Origin of the sequence: Mixta theicola (genome assembly GCF_002895925.1) — a bacterium.
Classification (GTDB): domain Bacteria; phylum Pseudomonadota; class Gammaproteobacteria; order Enterobacterales; family Enterobacteriaceae; genus Mixta; species Mixta theicola.
The window spans coordinates 163,405-179,692 of the sequence record NZ_NWUO01000006.1; the positions used below are offsets into that span (position 1 = coordinate 163,405).

Genomic DNA, 16,288 nt, shown 5'->3' on the forward strand with positions numbered 1-16,288 from the left:
AGACATGGTCAAGTTAGAACGTACCGAACATCTGATGCTGGCGAGACAGCTGCCAACACAAACTGTGGCCCTCATTCTTGCAGGCGGACGCGGCACGCGCCTGAGAGATTTGACCGCGACGCGCGCTAAACCTGCGGTGCATTTTGGCGGCAAATTTCGCATTATCGATTTTGCGCTGTCGAACTGCATCAACTCCGGCATCCGGCGCATTGGGGTGATTACGCAGTATCAGTCCCACTCGCTGGTGCAGCATATTCAACGCGGCTGGTCATTCTTCAATGAAGAGATGAATGAGTTTGTCGATCTGCTGCCGGCGCAGCAGCGCTTTAGCACCGAGCACTGGTATCGCGGCACCGCCGATGCGGTCACGCAAAACCTGGATATTGTTCGGCGTTACGATGCGCAATATATCGTGATCCTGGCGGGCGACCATATCTATAAAATGGATTACTCGCGTATGCTGCTGGACCACGTCGATAACAATGCGCGCTGCACCATCGCCTGCCTGCCGGTGCCGCTGCATGAGGCGACGGCCTTTGGCGTTATGGCGGTAAACGAAAAAAACCGCGTGGTGGATTTCGTGGAAAAACCGGCGCAGCCGCCGTCAATGCCGGGCGATGACAGCAAAGCGCTGGCCAGCATGGGCATCTACGTATTTAACGCCGACTACCTTTATCAGCTGCTGGAAGAGGATCTGGAGCTCTCTGGCTCCAGCCACGATTTCGGTAAAGATCTGCTGCCGAAAATCGTCGCCAGCGGCGAAGCGCTGGCGCACTCCTTTAACCTCTCCTGCGTGCAAAACGATGACGACGCGGAGCCCTACTGGCGTGATGTGGGAACGCTGGAAGCCTACTGGCGCGCCAACCTCGACCTTGCTTCCGTCACGCCGGAACTGGATATGTATGACCATGAATGGCCGATTCACACCCATATGGAGCCTTTGCCGCCGGCTAAGTTTGTCCAGGATCGCTCCGGCAGTCATGGCATGACCATGAACTCGCTGGTCTCCGGCGGCTGCATTATCTCCGGTTCGGTGGTGGTCCATTCCGTGCTGTTCTCACGCGTGCGCGTGAACTCATTTTGCAATATTGATTCTGCAGTGCTGCTGCCTGACGTAGTGGTGGGACGCTCTTGTCGTCTGCGCCGCTGCGTCATCGATCGCGCCTGCGTTATTCCGGAAGGCATGGTAATCGGCGAAAACCCTGACGAAGATAGCCGCCGTTTTTATCGTTCCGAAGAGGGCATCGTGCTGGTAACGCGCGAAATGCTGGCCAGATTGGCCGACACTTCCGCCTGACCGACAAAACAGTAATACACGCAATCTGCGCGAGGATCGCGCCAGATTTCCGTTAAAGGAGCCGAGAATGCAGGTTTTACATGTCTGTTCAGAACTTTTCCCGCTGTTAAAAACCGGCGGGTTAGCTGATGTGGTGGGGGCATTACCGGCAGCACAGATTGCAGAAGGAATGGATACGCGCGTTTTACTCCCGGCGTTTCCGGATCTGCGCAAGGGAATTACCGACACGGAAGTCGTCGCTGAGCTGCAAACTTTCGCAGGCTTCGTTACGCTGCACTTTGGACATTTTAATGGGGTCGGCATTTATCTTATCGAGGCTCCGGGGTTATATGACCGCGCGGGCAGCCCCTATCACGATGAAAATCAGTACGATTATCCAGACAACTATCTGCGCTTTGCGCTGCTCGGCTGGATGGGATGTGAGCTTGCCTGCGGGCTGGATACCCGCTGGCGTCCGGATATTGTGCATGCGCATGACTGGCACGCCGGTTTAACCTGCGCCTATCTGGCGGCGCGTGGACGTCCGGCGAAGTCGGTGTTTACCGTGCATAACCTGGCGTATCAGGGGCTGTTCTACGCGCATCATATGGATGAAATCCAGCTACCGTGGTCGTTTTTCGATATGCACGGTCTGGAGTTCTACGGCCAGATCTCTTACCTCAAGGCCGGGCTGTTCTTTGCCGATCATATTACGGCGGTCAGCCCGACCTATGCGCGTGAGATAACCCTGCCGGAATATGGCAACAGCATGGAGTCGCTGCTGGCGGAGCGGATGCGGGAAGGGCGCCTGAGCGGCATCCTTAACGGCGTCGATCCGCTGATCTGGGATCCGGCGCATGACCTGCTGCTCAACGCGCGTTACAACCGCGATACGCTGGATGCCAAGGCGGAGAACAAACGCCAGCTGCAAATTGCGATGGGCTTAAAGGTTGACGACAGCGTGCCGGTATTTGCGGTGGTGAGCCGTCTGACTAAGCAGAAAGGGCTGGATCTGGTGCTGGAAGCGTTGCCGAGCCTGCTGGAGCAGGGCGGACAGCTGGTGTTGCTGGGCGCGGGCGACGCGGTATTGCAGCAGGGCTTTTTGGCGGCGGCGGCGGAAAACCCCGGCAGCGTCGGCGTACAGATTGGTTATCACGAAGCGTTCTCCCACCGCATTATGGGCGGAGCGGATGTCATCATGGTGCCGAGCCGTTTTGAACCCTGCGGCCTGACGCAGCTTTATGGCCTGAAGTACGGCACGCTGCCGCTGGTACGACGCACCGGCGGGCTGGCGGATACGGTTAATGACAGCTCTCTGGAGAACCTGGCGGACGGCATCGCCAGCGGCTTCACCTTTGAGGACAGCAACGCCTGGTCGCTGCTGCGCGCTATTCGACGTTCGTTCGTGTTGTGGTCTCGTCCTTCTCTTTGGCGCTACGTTCAGCGACAGGCGATGGCGATGGACTTTAGTTGGCAGGTGGCTGCACAGGCCTACCGGGATCTTTATCAACGGTTGTTGTAACCTGATTTAGGATACTTGCTATGAACGCACCTTTTACCTATGCCTCACCTACGCTAACGGTTGAAGCGTTAAAGCACTCTATTGCCTATAAGCTGATGTTCACGCTGGGTAAAGATCCATCCGCCGCCAATAAACACGAATGGCTGAACGCCTCGCTGTTGGCGGTGCGCGACCGCATGGTGGAGCGCTGGCTGCGCTCCAGCCGCGCCCAGCTTTCGCAGGATGTGCGCCAGGTTTATTACCTGTCGATGGAGTTCCTGATGGGCCGCACCCTGTCCAATGCGCTGCTGGCGATGGGGATCTATGAGGATCTCAGCACCGCGCTGGAGGAGATGGGGCTGGATCTGGAGGAGCTGGTTGAAGAAGAGAACGATCCGGGGCTGGGTAATGGGGGTTTAGGGCGCCTGGCGGCCTGTTTCCTTGATTCGCTGGCAACTTTAGGGCTGCCGGGGCACGGCTATGGCATCCGTTACGATTACGGCATGTTTAAGCAGAACATCGTGGATGGACGCCAGGCGGAGTCGCCGGACTACTGGCTGGAGTATGGCAACCCGTGGGAGTTTCAGCGTTATAACACCCGCTACAAAGTCCGCTTCGGAGGACGTTTACAGCATGAAGGCGCAAAGGTGCGCTGGCTGGAAACCGAAGAAGTGCAGGCGATGGCCTATGACCAGATTATTCCCGGCTTTGATACCGACGCCACCAACACGCTGCGGCTGTGGAGCGCGCAGGCCAGTAATGAGATCAACCTGGGGAAGTTTAACCAGGGCGACTACTTTGCTGCGGTAGAAGATAAAAACCATTCGGAAAACGTATCGCGCGTGCTCTACCCGGATGATTCTACCTACTCTGGCCGCGAGCTGCGTCTGCGCCAGGAGTATTTCCTCGTTTCGGCGACGGTGCAGGATATTCTTAACCGTCACTGGGAGATGCATCAGACCTTTGACAATCTCGCCGACAAAATCGCTATCCATCTGAACGATACCCACCCGGTGCTGGCGATCCCGGAGCTGATGCGCTTGCTGGTTGATGAGCATAAGTTCAGCTGGGACGATGCGTTTGAAGTGGTATGTCAGGTCTTTTCCTATACCAACCACACCTTAATGAGCGAGGCGCTGGAGACCTGGTCGGTGGATATGATCGGCAAGATTCTGCCGCGCCATCTGCAAATCATCTTTGAAATTAACGACTACTTCCTGCGTACCATTCAGGAGCACTATCCGGACGAATGGGAACTGCTGTCGCGTATTTCGATCATTGATGAAAATAACGGTCGTCAGGTGCGTATGGCCTGGCTGGCGGTGGTGGTCAGCCACAAGGTTAATGGCGTATCGGAACTGCACTCTAATCTGATGGTACAGTCGCTGTTTGCCGATTTTGCCCGACTGTTTCCAGGACGCTTCTGCAATAAAACCAACGGCATTACCCCACGCCGTTGGCTGGCGCTGGCTAATCCGGCGCTCTCTGAAGTGCTGGATGAGAGCATTGGACGGCACTGGCGCACCGATCTTAGCCAGCTGGAGGAGATCAAGCCGCAAATCGATTTCCCCGCCTTTATTGAAAAAATCGCCGATGCCAAGCTGGAGAATAAAAAGCGTTTGGCGGCCTGGGTGGCGAAAAACATGGATATTGTGCTCGATCCTAACGCGCTGTTTGATGTGCAAATTAAGCGTATCCATGAATATAAGCGTCAGCTGATGAACGTGCTGCATGTGATCACGCGTTATAACCGCATTAAGGCCGATCCGAACGCCAGCTGGGTGCCGCGCGTGAATATTTTCGCCGGTAAGGCGGCCTCCGCCTACTATATGGCGAAGCATATTATTCATTTAATTAATGATGTGGCGCAGGTGATTAATAACGATCCGCAGGTGAAAAATAAGCTAAAGGTGGTCTTTATTCCCAACTACAGCGTAAGCCTGGCGCAAATTATTATCCCGGCCGCCGACCTCTCCGAACAGATCTCGCTGGCAGGCACCGAAGCATCCGGCACCAGCAACATGAAGTTTGCCGTCAACGGCGCGTTAACCATCGGCACGCTGGATGGCGCGAACGTCGAAATGCTTGAACACGTAGGGAAAGAGAACATCTTTATCTTCGGCAATACTGCCGATCGGGTGGAAAAGCTGCGGCGCGAAGGGTACAACCCGCGACAGTATTATGAAGAGGATGAAGAGCTGCGCCAGGCGCTGACGCAGATTGCCACCGGCGTGTTCAGCCCGCAGGAGCCGGGACGCTATCACAACATCTACGACTCGCTGATTGGGCTGGGCGATCATTATCAGCTGCTGGCTGACTATCGCAGCTACGTAGATACGCAGGATAAAGTCGATGAGCTGTATCGTCAGCCGGAAGAGTGGCAGCGACGTGCGGCGCTGAATATCGCCAATATGGGATATTTTTCTTCAGACCGTACCATCCAGGAATACGCTGACGAGATTTGGCATATTTCACCGATCCGACTGTAGAGTAACCTTTAGCGGCCCGGCTTTTATCGCCGGGCCGGCTATTTCTCCTCGCCCGATCTCACCGCCCAAACGCCTGCTTACCGGGCAACCTTCCTTAACGTTTAGTCTGGCCGACTTAAGCCGGAAAATGGTGCTTAAGCGTTAACCTAATGGCGTAGAAAAGTTATTTATTCTGGCTTTCACCCGGAGCAGGCTGGGTTAATTTTATTTGAGTGAAATTACAGCGGGCGTTTTTTAGCGGGTTTTTATAAGAATTATTAACATTTAGCGTGTTTTTTTAAGCTTTTATCAGGCCAGTAAAGGAGGAGGGGGTTTATGTGAATAAGGTTTTATCAAACTAACTTAATTAAAATAAGATTTTTTATGCTTTAACAATCAGCGGCAGGCGAAAGGTTGTGCTGCGCGAAAAATTATATAATCATATATAAGGTTATAACAGAGGCATCCTGAAAGAGATGCAAAACGCTATATAAAGGGTCACTGGAGCTTGAGGCAAATGGAAGAAGCCTGTGATAACGTCATGGATAATGATGAACTTAGTTTTATCCTGAATGACGGAATACAATTTTTACCCGGAAAAAGATGCATTATCAATCAAACCGGTACGGTTATCAGCCTGTCTGAAAATAACTACCGCTTCTTATTACTGTTACTGAACGGTGAAACGGATAAGCAAAACATTATTAATCAGGTATGGCATGAACAGCGTGGGTCGGTAAGCGATAGTAGCTATTACGGCCAAATATATATGCTGCGCAAAGCATTCGAGCTGGTCGGGCTATCCAGTTCGCTCATCAAAACGATTCCGCGCAAGGGCGTAAAATATATGGGGAAGGTCGGGAAGATAAAGGCCGACCCTGATCTTGAAGTAGAAATGTGCAATGCGCAAACGGTGGATGGGGAGAATTGTCTGCCGCAGGAGTCGCTTAAGATTAATTATGAGTTAAAGCCTGCCGGGAGCGGGCCGCAGGGAGCGCGGAAAAGCGCGCCGCATAATGAGTTGTTTCACAGTAAGCGCTGGAACCTGCTTATCTCTATTCTGGCCGTGCTGGCGGTATGCTGGCTTACTACGTTATTTGTCGCGATTATTTACCTGTTTTTTTAAAGTGACGGTAATTAATTTTACGTTGATAGTTTATAAGAAACAATAGGATTTCATTGAGGACTCCAGAGACGTTGAGGTGCTTTAATTATTGCGTCTCCTACCAGCAGGTAGGCTAATGACAATACCCTCTAAAAATTTTAGTTATTGTATGGAAAATAGATGAACAATTTAATGATCAAATGCTATGTTGCAACCCGTCTTCGTATGGCTGAGTTTGGTAAAGATAGCCGTGGCGTTACCGCTATTGAATATGCGTTGATTGCCGTTGCAATGGCAACGCTGCTGGCCTTAATCCTGGGCAATCAGGACTCTGGTTTCCTCGGCGCGCTGAATAAAACCTTTACGGCGATTTCTGACGCGATTACCGGCGTTACCCTTGGAGCGAGCAAGGGATCATAATTCACCTGCGCTGATACTGCTGCGAGAATACCCAACGGTATTCTCGCAGTTTTTATCTATTGTAATAATGATCTATAAGAGTCACAGACATGCTTTGGCTGTTCGATGTTAATTTTATTATTATAATGCTTGTACTGCTGTTTATAGCATGGCAGGACATCCTGTTACGGACGATTACTCATCGTAGCCTGCTTTGTTTGTTTTTTTGCCTGCTTCCTTTATTATTTTTGCCAAACTGGCAGTTAAATTTTTTCGCAGCGATTTTGATTTTTATTATTGGCTTTGTTCTTTTTTATGTCAGGGTTATTGGCGGTGGCGATGTAAAGCTGATGGCGCTCCTTGCGCTTTTTATGCCTGAAAAAATGCTTACGGATTTTTTATTACTTACCGCCTTTATTGGCGGCGCGATAGTCTTATTTGGTCTGATTTTTTTTCGGCGGCAGATCCGTGAGCACGGGGTTCCCTATGGCGTGGCTATTTCACTTGCCTTTATTTTCCTTATTCCCTGTCACCACGATTTCTGATAATTCGATTAGGACGATTGAATGAATCATAAAATACTTTTTTTCCTCTCAATAATCATTATTGCTGTCGGGCTTACCGGCATTTTTATGCAAAAAAAACAGTTTTCCACGGATGAAAATGCACCGGTTGTTCATCAGCAAGGAAAAAAGAAGGTTATCGTGATAGCCGAAACGCTAAGAGAGATTAAAACTCACGATATTTTAAGTGAGAAAGATTATCAAATAAGGGCTATCGAAATTGATGAAGAAATTCAGGATATTCGAAATATTTCTCCGTTAGGTACCAATAACCTTAATGGCTATCTTATTCTGCATAATTTGCCGAAAAATAGCGCTATTTTGCCGGATATGGTAGAGGCGCCGAACAGCGAGACATTTATATTACACAGCCTGAAAGAGAATGAGATTCCTTATGATTATCGGGTTCGAACCCAGGATGAAAGCCTGCTCACGAGCTTATCCGTTGGCGATAAAGTGTCTCTTTATCTTCGCCTGGTTGAAAATGAAAAAGGACAGCTAAGCAGCGCGGCTGTCGCGTCGGAAACCGGCTCCGCTCTGAATAAAAATATACAGAAATATGTTATCAGTCGTATTTCCGGTCCGTTAAGCGTTATTGAGATTAAAAAAGGTAAAAATCAGGAGGAAAGAGGCGGCTATAGCCACGATGAAACGGTAGGCAGCGTTGTTTTGCGCATCAGTCGCGAGCAGCTTGCTGAGCTGCGTGTAGTGGAGAAGGCCGGAGAAGTTCTGCTGTTCCCGGCGGATGGCGATAAAGAGAGCTACAAAAAACTCAGTATGGATGAGGTATTAAAGCAATTCCGCGTAGTAAAAGAATTAAGAGGTGGGAAGTGAATTACCCTGCAGGTTTAACTTTATTTCTGCCCGCAAAAATAACTGCGGTGCGGTTATTGCTGGCGACCGTCGGGCTGCTGCTGACGTTTTGCTCTCAGGCGCGGGAAATCTATATGGAGCCGGGCGATACCCATGTCGTCAAGGTACAGGATAATATCGACACCGTATTTATTTCCTCTGCGGAGGTGGCGGATTATGAACTGATCGGTGAACACGGCGTAATGGTTTATGCCAAAGCGTCAGGACGCACCGATCTGCTGGTGTTTGATAACAGCGGCAATCAACTGATCAAGGTCACGCTGGTTATCGATCCGCTGCTGAGCGCGGTACAGAAACAGATTTCCCGGCTGGTGCCGGACAGCGAGGTATCCATTACCAGGCTGGGTAAAAGTTATGTGATTAACGGCACCGCCGCTAACGAAGAAGATCGTGAAAAAATCTATCGGATAGTGGGGGAAGGCATTGGCGCCAGCCGGACAGTCACGAATAAATCACCGGCGGCAGTTGGCAACGCCGACGCAGGCGGTGGTCAGGATAGCGGCACCAGCTGGCTGAATGAGGTGAGCTATCCGAACGTTATCAATCAGCTGCAGATTCCGGCCACCAATCAGGTCAACGTCAAACTCACGGTAGTGGAGGTGACAAAATCCTTTACCGATAACGTGGGAATTGACTGGGGCAACGCTGACGGTCTGCCCGGCTCCTTCTCCTTTGTAAAATTTAACGCCGATAAGCTGGTTAGTCTGGTCCACGCCATCAGCAACGATACCGTGGCCCGCGTGCTGGCCGAGCCCAATTTATCAGTGATTTCTGGTGAAACCGCCGAGTTTTTGGTGGGCGGCGAGGTGCCGGTAGTGAGCTCTTCTAACAACGGCATCAGCGTGCAGTACAAAGATTTCGGCATCAAGCTTAATGTCGGCGCGCGGGTAAACAGCAATAAACGCATCCGCGTTACGCTGGGCGAAGAGGTGAGCAGCATCAGCAGCACCTATACCACCAGCGCCGGGCAAAGTTTCCCCACTTTCCAGACGCGCCGGGCGCGCACCACGGTAGAACTGGCCGACGGCGACAGCTTCCTGCTGGGCGGCCTGATCAGCAACAACGAGCGTGAAGAGCTCGCTAAGCTGCCCTTTATTGGCGATGTGCCCGTGTTAGGCGCGCTATTTCGCAACACCAGCACCGAGCGCGTCCGAAGCGAGCTGATGGTGGTGGCGACGGTCAGCCTGGTGAAGCCGATCGGCAGCCATCAGGTGATGTTGCCGGACTTTCAGCGCACCTCTACCTGGGCCCGCTTTCTCAATTTCGACGCTATCGATAACCAGCGCTCGCGCCAAATGGCACGGGAGTTTGTTGAACAGGGAGGATTCATTAAATGAGCTTGCCGCGTTGCCTGTTAATCGGGCTGTTTTGTCTGGGACCGATATTGCCATCGGCTACGCAAGCCGCAGCGGGCCTGCCGCAAATGCAAGAGCAGCGGCTGGAATTCAGCCTGCAGGATCGCATGGCGATAAAGCAGGTTGCCGACCGGATAGTGGCGCAGACCGGGCCGGAATTTACCGGTTATATACAGCTGGTCTGGTTTGACGAGGCTTATTCCTCAGGCGCGCAGCGGCTGCGTCAGCGGCTGGTGAGCAACGGCATTTCGCTACAGCGCATCATGTTAATCCAGGAGAGCGGCGCGGATCGTCAGCCTCCGGTCGGGCTGCTGGTGCGCATCAAACAACCGGCGCGGCGCCTGTCGCCCTGCCGCTATGCCACGCAAAACTATCGTTTCAATCTTCACGATGATCAAGGGTGCGCGCTGAATAACATGCTCAGCTCCTCGCTTATCAATCCCCATAAAAACAATTATTAAGGATCGGCGCAGATGCTGTTATTTCTGCAGAAGGAAGAAAAAGCCTCTTTTAAGGAGATGACTTTTTATGTGCTCTCTGCCCGTGAAGACGTTAATGAGCAGCTAAGCCAGCTATTGCGGCTGGCCGGGTTTAGTCAGGTTGAGAAAGTTCATCAGTCGCTGGGGCAGGTGCGTAATTTAACGCTTTCGCCCCAGGCCGGGGGCATGATTATTGATATCGGCGCCCAGACGCAGGTTGAAGAGATCGTACCGGTGATTCAGGCGCTGGTGCCGCGTAATATCTGGTGCTGCGTAACCGGCGACAGCGATTCGATTACGCTGGCACAGAGCTTCGCCCGTCACGGAATAGCTTACTTTTATCTTAAAGCACAAAACGACGAGATGATGCAGGCGGCGGCCAGCGGAGCTACCGCGAAAGCCCGTCGCTGGGCGGTCAGCGTCAGCGTGCTGGGCTGTAAAGGGGGAATAGGCAACACCACGCTGGCCTGGCAGCTGGCGAATCGGCTGGTAAATCAACGGCAAATGCCCACGCTGTTTATTCAGGGACGGGCAGGTTCGCGCGATCTCGACCTGGTTATCGGCAAAAAACTGAGCCGTAACGTTGTCGCGGTCAATAAGCACCTGGACGCGATGGGCTGGGAAGAGACGCATTTTCCGCCGATCCAGCAGGAGGCCTTTGAAAAATATAACTTCGTAGTTTTTGAAGAGTCGATCAACGCGGCGGATAAAGAGCAGATGCGTCAGATCGTTGAGCGGACCTCCTGCCTGATCCTGACGATGGATCGGTCGATGTCGTCGGTGCGGAGGGTATGCAGCCTGATCGAGATGATTGACGCGATCAACCGTTCGCAGTCAACGCCGCGACGCGTTCTGCTGTGCCTGAACGATAGCAGGCCGGTAACCAGCGAAATGCTCAGCCTGGAAGATTTACAGGCGCTGCTGGGCCGCCAGCTGGATGTGATTTTTCCCTACCATAAAGAGCGAACCGTTACTTATTTTCCCGCATTGCGGCGTCAACGTTCGCCGCTTGAAACGCTGGCGCAAAAGGTATTAGGCGAATCGACGCCGGTTAAAACGTCTCTGGTGCAAAGGCTGACGGGAAAAAGAGAGGAGGGCTAAATGGAAATTAGCATTGAGCTACAGGAAGCGCTGCGCGACGGCGTTCTGAAAAATATTGAAATCAGTAAAGTCGAGCATCTGATCGAGGATCGCACCGAGCTGCTGCGGGAGATGAACCGGCTGCTGGAAAGCGTTATCGAACAGCAGAATATCTATCTTGACGGTCAGTCTCGCCACACGATGGCGGAAATGATGACGGATGAACTGATGGGGCTTGGCCCCCTGCGTCCGCTGATGGAAGATCCTACCGTTAGCGATATTCTGGTGAATGGCCCCAGCCAGATCTACGTCGAGCGCTTCGGCAAGCTGGAGCTATCCGGATGCCGCTTTATTAATAATACCCAGCTAACCGATATTGCCAAACGCCTTGTGCAGCGGGTGGGTCGTCGTCTGGATGAAGGGCAGCCGCTGGTGGATGCCCGCCTGGCGGATGGCAGCCGCCTCAACGTGGCGATCCCGCCTATCACGCTGGATGGCACCTCAATCTCTATCCGTAAATTCGGTAAAAGCAATCTTGAACTGGCAGATTTAGTCCGGCTGGGGGCGATGAGCAGCCAGATGGCCAACTTTCTGATTATCGCCGCCCGCTGCCGCCTGAATATTATTATTTCCGGCGGCACCGGATCGGGAAAAACCACGCTGCTGAATGCGCTATCGAAATATATCGATCCCAGCGAGCGCATTATCACTATGGAAGATGCCGCTGAACTGCGGCTGATGCAGCCCCACGTTTTGCGTATGGAAACCCGGCTGGCCGGCGTGGAAAATACCGGGCTGGTTACTATGCGCGCGCTGCTGATCAACTCGCTCAGGATGCGGCCGGATCGCATCATCGTCGGCGAGTGCCGTGGCGAAGAGTCGTTTGAAATGCTGCAGGCGATGAATACCGGCCACGACGGTTCAATGTCCACGCTGCACGCCAACAGCCCGCGCGACGCTATTTCGCGTCTGGAAAATATGGTGATTATGGCCGGAATGAATATTCCGATGGAATCGATCCGGCGCAATATCGTCTCGGCAATAAATATCGTTATCCAGATTTCACGCCTCAACGATGGTTCCCGCAAAATAATGAATATTAGCGAGGTGATGGGAATCGAAGGCGATCGGGTCACTCTGCAGGATATTTTCTCATTTCAGAGCCGCTCGGAAAGGGATGAGCAGGGCAAAATTCAGGGCGAATTTATTAATCACGGATTGCTGATGCGCTCTGCCGTTATGCATAACGCCGTGATGTTCGATCTGAGCAATGAATTAAAAAAAATATTCGGTATGGAGTAAGCCATGTCTTATTGGGTCCTGTTTATTGGCGGCGCTATTTTTTTACTGAATTATTTTCAATGGAAAAAACTGACGCGCGCCATTGCTTTTGCCGCGCCTTCGCGGCGGCAATTTCCACCGCTGGCCTGGCTGCTTTCGCTGGGACGTGAGTGGCAGAGCTATGCGTTAGGCGATCGCAGTATGAAAGGCATGAAAAGCGCGCTGCTGACGGTAATGGTTATCGTCCTGCTGCTGTTTCTTAATGCCAACTGGTTCAACATTAGCCTGCTGGCGTTTATTCCCGCCGTGCTGCTGACGGCCTTTATCGGTCAGATCCGCATCGGACGCATCCTGCGTCGGCGCTATTTTGAGGATCGCTTTCCTGAGGTTTTGTCGGTAGTGAATGCGGCAGTATCGGCCGGTAACAGTATTCACCAGGCGCTGCACCGCTGCGGCGAGGGCGTAGAGGGCGAGCTGGGGCAGGTATTTCACCGCATCGACAGGCGGCTTAACCTTGGCGAGGAGCCAGAGCGGGTATTTAACGATGCCTGGCAGGATTACCGCTACCGCGAGTTTTACTTTTTCGTGGTGGTGATGCTGGTCAGCCTGCAGCATGGCGGACAGCTACGCACGCTGGTGGGACGCCTGTCGCGCATTATTTCCAACAGTAAAAACATCGCGCGTCGGAAAGCGGCGATGACCTCTGAGGCCCGCGCGTCGGCCAAAATCGTCGCGGCGATCCCGCTGCTGTTTTTCTGCGGCATGAAGTATTTTAGCCCGGAAAATTTTGACTTCATTATCCACGACTCAACGGGCCAGTACATTCTCTATTACGTTATCGCCAGTGAGTCTATCGGCATGGCTATTATTTGGTTCCTGTTGAGAAGGGCGCTGTAATGACTGCAGTTTTCTTAATTATTCTGCTGCTGGGCGCGCTGATCTCCTGTCTGGCGCTGCGTCAGCAATGGCGGTTAAAACAGCGGCGCAAGGTGATTGAACCGGGAAATGAAATCCAGCGGCAGAAAACGCAGACGCTGCAGGATTATCACGCGTTGATTATCGCTAATAGCCAGTGGCTGAGCTTTTTACAGCGGCTGGATGACAGCCTGTCGATGAAGCTACGTATCTGCGGCGCGATGGGCGCATTAATATTGGCGGTTAGTACCTTCGGCATCTTCACCGTTAGCGTAAAGGGGCTGGCTGTAAGCCTGCTGCTGGTCATGGTGGTGGTGATTATCCTGCCGGCACTGCTTATCCGTATGGCGATGACGGGGCATATCAAAAAAATAATGGACGCCTTGCCTTACTTTATTGATTTGGTTGCCGTTTGCGTACAGGCGGGCCTGACCGTGGAAAACGCGCTGAAATTTGTGGCCGAACGCGCCGACAATCTCGATAAAAACCTGGCCAGTATTATGCGCCATTTGATTAAACGGGCGGAGGTGAGCGGGCTGGAAGAGTCGCTGTTAGAACTGTATCGCGCGATGGATATGACGGAAATCCGCATGTTCTGCGCCACGCTGCAACAGAGCGTGCATTACGGCACCTCGCTGTATGACACCCTGATGGAACTCTCGAAAGATATTCGTGAATTACAGCTGCTCGAAGCCGAGGAGAGGATCGGTAAACTTTCCGCCAAAATGAGCGTGCCATTAATTATTTTTATTATGTTTCCCATTACGATTTTAATTGCCGCGCCTGGCATTCTGAGGGTTATGAAAAATGCGATTTTTTAATCGGGCTTCTCTGCTGGTTGCCTGTACGCTCTTATTATCGGCGTGTGCCGATCGCCCGCTGAAAAATAATAGTGCTGTTGACTATCAGGAAGATATTTTGCGCAAGGCGAACAACCACAGCGGCCTGATTGCGCTGTATCGTAGCCAGCTTAAGCATAAAGAGGACCCACAGGTCAGGTTAAAGCTGGCGCAATATTATTATCAGACCGGCGATTATAAATCGTCGCTTGATTATTTGCAGCCGCTGTATAACCAGCCGGATATGGAAATTTATTCCCTGCAGGCGCGAAACAGGATTGCGCTGGGAGATTACGTCCAGGCGCTGCAGGTAACCGACAAAATGATGCAGCGCGCGCCGAAAAATGCCGAGGCATGGAACCTACGCGGCATCGCGCTGGCGCTCTCCGGTCGGCAGGATGAAGGCCAGCAGGCGATTAAGCAATCCCGCACGCTGTTTATTGACGATGAGATCGCGCTGAATAACCTGGCGGTCATCGCCATGATGGAGCAACGCTATCAGGAGGTAGTGGGGCTGCTGCTGCCGCAGTATCTGCACGGTAAAAAGCAGAAGCCCCTGCTGCATAACCTGGTGCTGTCGCTGGTTAAGGTCGGCAATCATCGTTACGCGCGCGATATTATTGCAAGCGAAAATCTGTCCGATCGGCCCGATGTATTGATCGATGCTCTGGCCCGTATTGCGCCTGACGCGCAGGAGAGAGGCTGATGGTAATGGAGAAATTATCGCGCCGGGGTTTACTGGCTCGCCAGCGCGGCTCGGTCACGGTTGAATTTGCCTTTACGGTAATCGTTTTTTTGATGCTGGTGCTGTTTGTTGCGGAAATCTCGCGGCTGGCCTACGTTTCCTCAATCATTGATTTGGCGGTCTCCGAGGCGGCCAAAGAGGCGAAAAATAGCTCGTCAAGCCAGAGCGGCGACTACCGTAGCCGCTTTGAACAACGGCTGTTTCAGCGGGGCGGCAGCCTGTGGACTTTCCTTACCCGCGCCGATGCCGTCACGATCAATATCGCCTATGCCGCGTCGATTAATGAAATGATCAATCACGGCGGCAGCACGGCCGATCACCACTTCCGGCCGCTGGCGCGCTATCAGCTGCAATACCGTTACCATCCTATGTTTTTCTTTCTCCCTGACGTCTGGGCAAATAACTTTTTGAATCGGGAGGTGATTTTTGTTCAGGAATATGAACGTTCCAAATTTATGCACTGATCGGCGCGCTGCCGTGTCGGTGGAGTTCGTGCTGGTTTCTCTGGTGCTGATCTTTTTTATTATTTTTCTGGCCGATCTGATCCTGCGCCAGGCAACTACGGGCAAGCTGGATCGCGTTTCTTATTCCGTTGCGGGCATACTGCGCGAACGTATTGAGCTTTTTGACGCGCGCGAAACGCTTACTCAGCAGGATGTGGATCTGGCGGCCCAGCTGGCGGCGCGGATGCTAAAAGATATGCATACGAATATTGATCTGTCCGGGCTGCAGTTAACGGTAGAAGAGCTGCATTTTGAAGATCCGTTACGTCTGAATGACCAGAGTAAGCGGGTGAAGCGTTATCGCAGCTGGCAAAGCGGCAGCGCCAGGCAGTGTACGCCGCCGCAGCCGTTAAACCAGCTGACGCAGCTGACGCCCAGGGGAAGCTATGGCCGCTGGGTACCGCTGTATCAGGTTACGGTATGTTTGCCGAACCTCAGCTGGTTCACCCGGTTAACCTCGCGCGAGCAAAGGCCGGTGCTCTCTTCTTATGCCATCGTTATGGTGCGATGAAACAGGTTACGGACAGGATTACATAACAAGGAACGGTTATGTCTGGGTATAAAAAATTAATTGCGGCGCTGAAACGCTTTGGCGCCGATCGGCGCGGCGCTTTTGCCATTAGCTTTGTCATGTTATCGACTTTACTTATGTCGCTGGCCGCCTTCGGGCTGGAAGGCTCGCGCTATATTACCGAGCGCGCCAGGTTATCGGATGCGATGGAGCAGGCGGCGCTGGCGCTAACCGCAGAAGATAACGGCGCGGGCGCGGCGCGTAATTACACGCTGGCCAGCGATTATTTTCGCGCCTGGATGCGGAATGAGAAGCGGGTAATTACGCCGAAATCACGGTAAACAGCGGCGTTGTTGCCAATAACTCGTTGCTTACCTACGTTGAGTACCGGGTCA

The 16,288-nt window shown here is 52.6% G+C and carries 17 protein-coding genes; all 17 read left to right on the forward strand.

From position 1 onward, the window contains the following. Nucleotides 1–4 precede the first annotated feature (4 nt). Nucleotides 5–1,297 (forward strand): glucose-1-phosphate adenylyltransferase, encoded by a 1,293-nt coding sequence (gene glgC / locus COO59_RS10120; RefSeq protein ID WP_103059675.1) that lies wholly within the window; start codon nucleotides 5–7, stop codon nucleotides 1,295–1,297. Nucleotides 1,298–1,364: 67 nt separating this feature from the next. Beyond that, nucleotides 1,365–2,798 carry a glycogen synthase GlgA gene (glgA, locus tag COO59_RS10125; protein WP_103059676.1) on the forward strand — a complete coding sequence of 478 codons (1,434 nt, stop codon included), beginning with the start codon at nucleotides 1,365–1,367 and terminating at the stop codon, nucleotides 2,796–2,798. 20 nt (nucleotides 2,799–2,818) lie between these two features. Next, nucleotides 2,819–5,266 carry a glycogen phosphorylase gene (glgP, locus tag COO59_RS10130; RefSeq protein WP_103059677.1) on the forward strand — a complete coding sequence of 816 codons (2,448 nt, stop codon included), beginning with the start codon at nucleotides 2,819–2,821 and terminating at the stop codon, nucleotides 5,264–5,266. Between the two features lie 496 nt (nucleotides 5,267–5,762). Next, nucleotides 5,763–6,371 carry a winged helix-turn-helix domain-containing protein gene (locus COO59_RS10135; protein ID WP_240614118.1) on the forward strand — a complete coding sequence of 203 codons (609 nt, stop codon included), beginning with the start codon at nucleotides 5,763–5,765 and terminating at the stop codon, nucleotides 6,369–6,371. Nucleotides 6,372–6,530: 159 nt separating this feature from the next. Next, on the forward strand, nucleotides 6,531–6,770 hold the full coding sequence (locus tag COO59_RS10140; RefSeq protein WP_103059678.1) for a Flp family type IVb pilin: 240 nt from the start codon (nucleotides 6,531–6,533) through the stop codon (nucleotides 6,768–6,770). A gap of 89 nt (nucleotides 6,771–6,859) precedes the next feature. Next, nucleotides 6,860–7,294, forward strand: a complete 435-nt coding sequence (locus COO59_RS10145) for an A24 family peptidase (RefSeq protein WP_103059679.1) — start codon at nucleotides 6,860–6,862, stop codon at nucleotides 7,292–7,294. An 87-nt stretch (nucleotides 7,295–7,381) separates the two neighbouring features. Then, entirely contained in the window at nucleotides 7,382–8,146 is a 765-nt protein-coding gene (locus COO59_RS10150; RefSeq protein WP_240614119.1) for a pilus assembly protein CpaB, read from the forward strand. Beyond that, nucleotides 8,143–9,522 carry a type II and III secretion system protein family protein gene (locus tag COO59_RS10155; protein WP_240614120.1) on the forward strand — a complete coding sequence of 460 codons (1,380 nt, stop codon included), beginning with the start codon at nucleotides 8,143–8,145 and terminating at the stop codon, nucleotides 9,520–9,522. The genes COO59_RS10150 and COO59_RS10155 overlap by 4 nt, the downstream gene beginning before the upstream one ends. Beyond that, entirely contained in the window at nucleotides 9,519–10,001 is a 483-nt protein-coding gene (locus COO59_RS10160; protein ID WP_103059681.1) for a hypothetical protein, read from the forward strand. The genes COO59_RS10155 and COO59_RS10160 overlap by 4 nt, the downstream gene beginning before the upstream one ends. Nucleotides 10,002–10,013: 12 nt before the next feature. Then, a complete protein-coding gene (locus tag COO59_RS10165; protein ID WP_103059682.1) occupies nucleotides 10,014–11,120 on the forward strand; it encodes a CpaE/TadZ family protein in 1,107 nt (368 codons plus the stop codon). Next, nucleotides 11,121–12,401, forward strand: a complete 1,281-nt coding sequence (locus COO59_RS10170; protein ID WP_103059683.1) for a TadA family conjugal transfer-associated ATPase — start codon at nucleotides 11,121–11,123, stop codon at nucleotides 12,399–12,401. It abuts the gene before it with no gap. A gap of 3 nt (nucleotides 12,402–12,404) precedes the next feature. After that, the gene (locus tag COO59_RS10175; protein WP_103059684.1) at nucleotides 12,405–13,277 is read left to right on the forward strand and encodes a type II secretion system F family protein; all 873 of its coding nucleotides are present in this window, start codon (nucleotides 12,405–12,407) and stop codon (nucleotides 13,275–13,277) included. Then, nucleotides 13,277–14,116 carry a type II secretion system F family protein gene (locus COO59_RS10180; protein ID WP_103059685.1) on the forward strand — a complete coding sequence of 280 codons (840 nt, stop codon included), beginning with the start codon at nucleotides 13,277–13,279 and terminating at the stop codon, nucleotides 14,114–14,116. Before COO59_RS10175 ends, COO59_RS10180 begins: the two co-directional genes overlap by 1 nt. After that, nucleotides 14,103–14,840, forward strand: coding sequence for a tetratricopeptide repeat protein (locus COO59_RS10185; RefSeq protein WP_240614121.1), 738 nt, complete (start codon nucleotides 14,103–14,105; stop codon nucleotides 14,838–14,840). Before COO59_RS10180 ends, COO59_RS10185 begins: the two co-directional genes overlap by 14 nt. Next, nucleotides 14,840–15,343, forward strand: a complete 504-nt coding sequence (locus COO59_RS10190; protein WP_240614122.1) for a TadE/TadG family type IV pilus assembly protein — start codon at nucleotides 14,840–14,842, stop codon at nucleotides 15,341–15,343. Before COO59_RS10185 ends, COO59_RS10190 begins: the two co-directional genes overlap by 1 nt. 13 nt (nucleotides 15,344–15,356) lie before the next feature. Then, nucleotides 15,357–15,893, forward strand: coding sequence for a tight adherence pilus pseudopilin TadF (gene tadF / locus COO59_RS10195; protein ID WP_240614123.1), 537 nt, complete (start codon nucleotides 15,357–15,359; stop codon nucleotides 15,891–15,893). A gap of 38 nt (nucleotides 15,894–15,931) precedes the next feature. Then, entirely contained in the window at nucleotides 15,932–16,234 is a 303-nt protein-coding gene (locus tag COO59_RS21250) for a TadE/TadG family type IV pilus assembly protein (protein ID WP_240614124.1), read from the forward strand. Nucleotides 16,235–16,288: the final 54 nt, after the last annotated feature.